We start from the raw sequence: 3,609 nt of genomic DNA on the forward strand, positions 1-3,609 counted from the left end.
CGTTGGCGGGCCGGAAATTCAATTGATTCCCGCTCAAGCGGCTGAACACGGCTTGGGAGCGATCGCACGACGCTTCCATTTGCTTCATCAGCGTTTCGAGTTCCTCGGACAGCTCGTGCGGCTGGTGGTTCAACTTCACCAGTCGAGTTTGCCCGGCGCGATCGGTGGACTGGGAAACCGCGAAGGTGTTGTGGTCCACCTCGGTGATTTCGCCGGACGCGTCGATCGAGTCCGCGAACACCTTGGCGGCTTCGTCGGTGACCTGCGATGGCAGCAGCACGTAGCGGGGTTGCATGGTTTTGATCCACGCGGTCACTGCGTCATCGGCATCCGGGACATCTTTGGGCAACGGGATGACCACGACATCAAGTTTCGCGTCCTGCTTGGCGGGCGGTGCGCCGGCGGCGGACGATTCGTTCAGGACGGCGACACGGACACCGTCGGTTCGGACCAACATCCCGGCGGCTTTGTCGTCTTCGCCGGACATCGACGTCACGTGAATGGATCCGGGAATCGCGTTTTGATCAGTCGCCGCTGTCCAAGTTGTGGCGTCGTCATTGGCCCGTCGGGACCAGGCGTGATCGACCCCACCGCCGCTGGTGACGTGCTTTTCAAAGGGACTGTCGGGGGACTGCTGAGGTGGTCGACTGGTTGAAACCACCAGCCGAAGTCCCCAGTGATTTTCGATACTGACGCGACCATCGGGCCACAAACGAATCGCAAGCGGTTCACCGTCCGCCGCGATCACGGAACTCGGCGCGGTGCTCATCAGGATGGCGACGACAAATGCGGCACCGCAAAGCACGGGGGCGATTGGCAATATTCTGGTGGTGGGCATAGATCAATCCGTGTCCGATCCGTTATTTTGATCAAGCGACACACTGACGCCTGTTCCAAGTCGTTCCACTTTAACGTAAATGATCACGATCGAATCGATCCAACTGGGAAAAGTGGTGACCGAGGGTGACCCGAGTTCACGTGACGCGATGTCACGCCGGTGGACGAGTGCCTTTCGAAAGACGTGTGTCGACGGAGCGGTTTCGGTCAACGAATTGGGGCTGATCGGTGACCAGGTTGCCGACAGGAAGAATCACGGCGGACCGGAAAAGGCGATCCTCTGCTATGCCGGCGTTCACTATCGATCTTGGGCGGAGGAACATCCCGAGCTTGACTTTTTGGCCGGCGGATTCGGTGAAAATCTGACACTCGGCGGTGTGACCGAGTCGGACGTGTGCATCGGTGATCGTTTTCGGTCCGGCGAGTGTGTTCTGGAAGTCAGCCAACCGCGTCAGCCGTGTTGGAAGATCGCGCGGCGCTGGCAGACCAAATCGATGACCAAAGAGGTCACACAGACCGGACGCACCGGATGGTATGTGCGGGTCATCACGGGCGGATCGTTGACATCGGGTTCGGAGCTGAAATTGATCAGCCGGCCCAACGCCGATTGGACCATCGCCCGGGCCAACGATGTTCTCTACGGCCGCGAAGTCGATCGGATGGCCGTTCACACTCTGATGCATCTCCCCGAACTGTCGCGGGAATGGCAGGACGCGCTGGCGTAACACTCTCACTCTCAGGAATCTCCAGACCATGTCACGACCTAGCGACGACAGGATCATCGAGTCCATTCGGCTCTATCGCGAAGCCCTCGCGGAGACGCAAGCCCTGTACATCGAAGGGGGCCAACTGGTGCGTGGATCCTACGGTTGGTTAGGCGGTGGCGACGATCCCGATGCGGCGTCGCTCTCAGACCAGATGAATGAGTTGCATCAGGGGTTCCTGATGAAAGTCTTTGCGACTGTCGTGCCCGACGCGAGTGCCAAGAATCTGGAACAACGGCAACTCGGCCGCGTGTTGTTGGAACACATTTGGGGCAAATCGGTGCTGGGCAGCCAACTGCACGAAGCCGTCGACTGGCTGATCAACGCAGCAGAGGACTTCCAGTGGTCCGACTTGGTGCGTCCTTTCGTCGAACTGCCGGAACTCCGCGGCCACTGGGGCGAGTTGGAAACGTTGGCCATGCGGATGGCAACCCTGTTAACGTCGGTCGACGGAACGGTCAGCGCGTCGGACAATCAGCGGATCGAGTTGATGAAACAGCAGTTCGATGTCGCCCGCGGCCGGGCGCCGGAAACATTGGTCAGCGAAACCGATACGTCCAATGCCCGCGACGCCCTTAAGTGGTTGCGTGAAGAGGCCAAGCGACTTCGGGAAGGCGTCGGGCCGACGGCCGCCGAAAAACCGACCCCGGTTGCCGGACCGGGTGGAGGTGCGGGGAGCAGCGTCAGCGTGGCAAAGCCGGTGGACCGCTCCAGCGGCGACCCGCCGATCGACGAGCGGACCCCCGAACAGCGATTGGCCGACGCCAAGGCCAAGTTGGACAGCCTGATCGGGTTGGAGAATATTAAAGATCAGATCACGACGTTGACCAATTTCTTGGCGATGGAACGTCGCCGCAAAGAGCTGGATCTGCCGACCTCGCGTCCCAGTTTGCACATGGCCTTTGTCGGCAACCCGGGAACCGGCAAGACGACGGTTGCCCGGATCATTGCCGAGATCTACGGCGCGCTAGGCATTTTGGAAAAAGGCCACTTGGTGGAGACCGATCGAAGCGGATTGGTCGCCGAATACGCCGGGCAGACCGGCCCCAAAACAAACGCCAAGATCGATGAAGCGCTCGACGGCGTCTTGTTCATCGACGAAGCCTACACGTTGATCGACGAGAGCGGCCAAGACCAGTATGGCCGTGAAGCGATCCAGACCTTGCTCAAACGCATGGAAGATCAGCGTGACCGACTGGTCGTCATCCTGGCCGGTTATCCCGTCGAAATGCGACAGATGATTCGTAGCAATCCGGGGCTGAGCAGCCGTGTCGGAACAACGATGCAGTTCTCGGATTATTCGCCCGAAGCATTGTGCCGGATCTTCGAATTGCTCGCCAAGAAATCGAAGTACACCTTGCCGACCGAATCACGGCGTCGACTGCTGCGTGGATTCACCTACTTGTACGCCAGTCGCGATCGACACTTCGGCAACGGGCGGACTTCGCGCAACAGTTTGGAGCGGAGTGTGCGCCGATTGGCCAATCGCATCGCATCAACTGAAGAGGTGACGCGTGAGTTGCTCACGACGCTTGAGCCGGAGGATATCGAAGTGGCGGGTGTCGATCCGATGCACCTCAAAGCCATGGCGGCCGAACCGGGCAAGGTGCGGGTCGAGTGCAAGGGCATCCCGCAAGTCATCGACGATCAATGCTTGGGGACCGAAGTGAAGTGCGAAGCCTGCGGCGAGATGTTTCTCGCCGACTGGGGCGAGCCTGTGTTAGAACTCCCCGCGGGCGAAGAAGAGGCGTTGTAGTCTTGTTCAATCCCGTTGGGATTGGCGGGCCTGGCGGTGACCGGGTCTTGGGGTGCGCTATCGCGACCCCAAGCTTTGTTGTGGTACGCCGTTGGCGTGGAACCGCAACGCGGTTTGTCGGATGATGGGGTGCACGCGACGCGGCAGTACGTGGCGTGGGTGATAACCCGTTGCCGCGACGCCGTCGGCGTCACACCGCAGCGCAGTGCCACAACACAGCCCGGGGTCGCGTAGCGTACCCCGGGTGTTGGA

4 protein-coding genes are annotated in these 3,609 nt (G+C 60.3%); 2 read left to right on the forward strand and 2 right to left on the reverse strand.

Annotated features, from left to right (window positions below):
• On the reverse strand, window positions 1-838 hold an 838-nt coding region (locus tag ABX749_RS26040; RefSeq protein WP_372898573.1), incomplete at its 3' end, for a hypothetical protein.
• A 79-nt stretch (window positions 839-917) separates the two neighbouring features.
• Between ABX749_RS26040 and ABX749_RS26045 the strand changes: the two genes are divergently transcribed.
• Together ABX749_RS26045 and ABX749_RS26050 are read left to right on the forward strand one after the other, a co-directional pair.
• Entirely contained in the window at window positions 918-1,562 is a 645-nt protein-coding gene (locus tag ABX749_RS26045; protein ID WP_372898574.1) for an MOSC domain-containing protein, read from the forward strand.
• A gap of 28 nt (window positions 1,563-1,590) precedes the next feature.
• The gene (locus ABX749_RS26050) at window positions 1,591-3,357 is read left to right on the forward strand and encodes an AAA family ATPase (RefSeq protein WP_372898575.1); all 1,767 of its coding nucleotides are present in this window, start codon (window positions 1,591-1,593) and stop codon (window positions 3,355-3,357) included.
• Window positions 3,358-3,414: 57 nt separating this feature from the next.
• On the opposite strand, the gene ABX749_RS26055 is transcribed toward ABX749_RS26050, so the two are convergent.
• Window positions 3,415-3,609: hypothetical protein (locus tag ABX749_RS26055; protein ID WP_372898576.1), on the reverse strand; the 195-nt coding region annotated here is incomplete at its 5' end.

The sequence above is a fragment of the Stieleria sp. genome (genome assembly GCF_041595215.1).
GTDB lineage: Bacteria > Planctomycetota > Planctomycetia > Pirellulales > Pirellulaceae > Stieleria > Stieleria magnilauensis.